At 41.4% G+C, this 3,360-nt stretch carries 7 protein-coding genes; 6 read left to right on the top strand and 1 reads right to left on the bottom strand.

The window, feature by feature from the left end; all coding sequences use genetic code 11:
- Together BIZ39_RS22080 and BIZ39_RS20910 are read left to right on the top strand one after the other, a co-directional pair.
- Positions 1 to 196, top strand: a 196-nt coding sequence (locus BIZ39_RS22080; protein WP_222936736.1) for a hypothetical protein, incomplete at its 5' end; no start/stop codon positions are given.
- 55 nt (positions 197 to 251) lie between these two features.
- On the top strand, positions 252 to 719 hold the full coding sequence (locus BIZ39_RS20910; protein ID WP_187447981.1) for a hypothetical protein: 468 nt from the start codon (positions 252 to 254) through the stop codon (positions 717 to 719).
- A 113-nt stretch (positions 720 to 832) separates the two neighbouring features.
- Here BIZ39_RS20910 and BIZ39_RS20905 read toward each other — a convergent pair whose 3' ends face one another.
- Positions 833 to 1,015 (bottom strand): hypothetical protein, encoded by a 183-nt coding sequence (locus tag BIZ39_RS20905; protein ID WP_187447980.1) that lies wholly within the window; start codon positions 1,013 to 1,015, stop codon positions 833 to 835.
- A 484-nt stretch (positions 1,016 to 1,499) separates the two neighbouring features.
- Here BIZ39_RS20905 and BIZ39_RS20900 point away from each other — a divergent pair, with 484 nt between their 5' ends.
- The 4 genes from BIZ39_RS20900 (at position 1,500) to BIZ39_RS20885 (ending at position 3,343) form a co-directional block, all read left to right on the top strand.
- Entirely contained in the window at positions 1,500 to 1,907 is a 408-nt protein-coding gene (locus BIZ39_RS20900) for a hypothetical protein (RefSeq protein WP_187447979.1), read from the top strand.
- A gap of 8 nt (positions 1,908 to 1,915) precedes the next feature.
- A complete protein-coding gene (locus BIZ39_RS20895) occupies positions 1,916 to 2,173 on the top strand; it encodes a hypothetical protein (protein ID WP_187447978.1) in 258 nt (85 codons plus the stop codon).
- A 638-nt stretch (positions 2,174 to 2,811) separates the two neighbouring features.
- Entirely contained in the window at positions 2,812 to 3,135 is a 324-nt protein-coding gene (locus BIZ39_RS20890; RefSeq protein ID WP_187447977.1) for a hypothetical protein, read from the top strand.
- A 1-nt stretch (position 3,136) separates the two neighbouring features.
- On the top strand, positions 3,137 to 3,343 hold the full coding sequence (locus tag BIZ39_RS20885) for a hypothetical protein (protein WP_187447976.1): 207 nt from the start codon (positions 3,137 to 3,139) through the stop codon (positions 3,341 to 3,343).
- Positions 3,344 to 3,360 lie beyond the last annotated feature (17 nt).

Below are 3,360 nucleotides of genomic sequence, written 5' to 3'. Positions count from 1 at the left end.
GTACCTGGTCACAGCCTCAAACAATAAACCTGGTGTGTCTTGTTATGACGAAAGTATTGCTGACATCTGTGGTCATCACTATGAAGTTATTTTCAATGGTAAGACCTACCAGAGCGATTTTGCTTCTGAAGCAAATTCGATGGCTCGTGAGTTACTAAAAGCGCATCTTGAAACTCATAGCGTCAAAACACTCTGAGATGGCCGTTTCTAATACATTTCAAACGATAACAATGACTAATAAGGACAGAACAATGAGTTTTAAACCGGTACATGTTAGACAAATGGAGCTAATAAGCGCTATTAGTAATGAATTAAGCCGCCAACACCCTGATTTACCCTTTGATGTCGGTGTGTATAACACCATCATCAGTGCTGCCAACCTTGTGATAGACGAGTGTAAGCGTGAAAGGGTAATGGCAAATAAACCCATGACTCCGACAGAATGGTTAGCTTCAGATGATGTGGGTATGAGCTCACGTTATCTGCTGAGCCTTTTGACTGATGAAGTAGTGTTCAAAGCAGAATATGCTGTACCTCATGACGCTGACGATCTGGGAAGATGTATCAGAATGGTTGATGTATGCGATCTGCACAAAGACATACAGAAGCTAGTGAAACAAGAAGGTAAATGGAAAGAAATTGGAGAAAGCTGGTCATACTTAAATAAGTTGTACAGTGATAAGTCTTACAGTCTTATTTATGACTTTCTATCAGACTAACAAACATCGTCTGTAGAACTGTTTCTGTTCTATTGACGATAGGCGTTAGTTATGACGGCATTCTTGTAAACATACCCAGTGTTTAAACTGGGCATGTCTGGGATTTACTAAAGCTAGAACGCATATAGAAGGTTCAGTCCCATAAAGTCAACATTTTCCCACGTTTCATATGTCGCACCTACTGCAGCGTCATTTGTAACATAGTAGTATGCAAAAGCACCGAAAGTAGTTTTGGGCTCATCCGCTACATCGAAGTACCCAATTTTTGCGCCAAGCTCGAATGATTCGGTAAGCATCGAGCGAAAACTAATTTCAGCGGTAAAGCCGCTCTCTTCCTCCGAGGCAGACCACCGTTGCCCGATGCACTAAAATCTTACTTTTCGCAGGTGATTTGACCAAAACATTGGTTGTGTCGATAACATTCCAGACTGTAAACAGCCCCCCTAGTGAAACTTGTGAGACCTCAAGTTCTACACGATGACCAAACGCTGTGACGTCTTCACTGGCATTCTGATAACGGCCTGTATGAAATAGCATTTAATGATGCCGTAAGGAATTACCGCAGAGGTGATGATAGTGGGTGTGATAAGTGACTATTAGCAAAAGCAATATACGAATAATGTAGATATTTAAAAAAATTCTGCTTAAAGGCAACTTTTACGTTTGTGGTTAATGAGTTACAGGCGGTCATTTGCTATTAGACTTTCATATCAGCAAATAATAGCGCAATGCCATTTTCGAGGTACTTTGTAATCGTTACCCCGTTAATTGGAGATGAATATGAAAACGAACAACATTAACGCCCTATTAAACGATATCGAAAAATTCAGCAACTATCTGAACCGATACATGACTCGGGCAATTGGCGCTCAGGATGCGCTGGGAATACCAGGAACCAGAATCCTAAATCGCATCCTTGGGTATGTTGGTAAGGTCAGAAAGGACGTTGAAGCGATTGAAGCACTAATTAAAGGGGCTCGACCTTTAATGGAAACTGAGAATGAAATAGAAAGCCTCAAACAAAATATTGCGGCGTTAGAAAGTGAGAAAAAGTCATTAAGTCACCGAATCGATAGGCTTACACTCAACGCAGAGCATCACCAAAATAAAGCCCGACAAGCACAACAAAAACTTAGCACACTCACCATAGCCCACAATAAGCGTTGTGCGGAAAATATATCTCACTGAGATTCATCATGGATATCAACCTCAATAAAGACGATCATGATGTTATCCATGCATACCTTACCGAAGAGCATCGTAAAAATGGATATCACGGCCCTTGTTTCATTAACATTGAGCGACTTCGTGAGATTTATATGCCGTATGCTGAAATCTTGACGTCGTCTTATATGGCAAAACTTCATGTGCTTCACCTTACCTTGGTCAAAGCAGAACTAGACAATCATAAGGCCTTCCTTGAAGGTCTTCTTAACGGCATAAAAAAGGAGTAGGGATTGGAACCTACCGGATAGAGATACGCTGCTCAATACAGTTAAACCCACCCTGCCATTAGCATGGCGTAAGTATAAACTGACTATTGTTGGCGATGGCTATCTTTCAAATGGCACTCGCGTACACATGGTGCACGAAAGTTTGCCCGACCAGCCAATCATGCTGTCAAATGCATGGGTATTTTCAAAGGTAGGTGATGTTCCACCAGCGACAAGAATAATTGCTTGATGCACGCATAGTCAGTTGCTAACACTATGGGTATGTTGTTGGCCGTCAGGTATCTCTATCGCCCCCAATTGATAGGGAAGACAGTGCAAGAAAGTGATAAACCCAATTCCTGTTCGCCACTCATACATCAACGATTGTTGTTTCAATTCTTTACGCTGTAACTGATTGAGCACGTTCGATTATTTAACCATTAGGCATTATTTATTTAATTTCTGCTTTATACGACTATTTTTCATATTCATTAGATGTTTATTTAATGAAAGTAGAAAAGAATTCCTCTGTACACCCACCATAAAACCCGCTGCATATAGGTGGAGCGAGTTAGGTCTTCTTAAAAACCTAATACGTTTTAAAAGAGCAATTTATTTGCATACACGTGCAGGTGGCTAAATTAATAGAGGAGGTGTCAGTGTCTCATTCTGTTTGTGATAATGAGTTGTTACGTCGTCAAAACAATAAGCTGAAAGAAAAAGTCATTCACCAGGCGCGATTAATTGAATCACTGAAGGGGAATAGTTTAAGTGGTGATGAAGAACATGCTTCTGCTGCAGCTGTGGGTGTATTGCCACGAAGTAATGACGCTGTAACTATTCATACAGGCCCAGATGAGTCCGTGATGAAGACCATTGACCTGTTCATCGACTCCCTTGCCAAGAAAGCGGAACTTCATGAACAAGACAAAGTCTTTCTAACGAGTTTTCTATCAAGCTACATAGAGGAAACGGAGCAGTAGTATGGAGTATATAGGCGCCAACCCCATTCAACCTAACCTTGATAAAGGCAGACGGACGCAATACCAAGAAAACCGACGAGCCCCGTTAGGTTCAGTGATCCGTTGTGCTAATTGCGGCCGGGCTTTTAAGAAGAAAGAATCGACGTCTCAGTTTTGCTCAACCCGCGGCGAACGAAGTTGTAAAAAGCAGTATTGGGACGAAAAGTGAGTTCAACTGACTACGAT

This window comes from Alteromonas sp. BZK5, assembly GCF_014349115.1.
GTDB classification, from domain to species: domain Bacteria; phylum Pseudomonadota; class Gammaproteobacteria; order Enterobacterales; family Alteromonadaceae; genus Alteromonas; species Alteromonas macleodii.
This window is presented reverse-complemented; position numbering and strand designations above follow the sequence as displayed.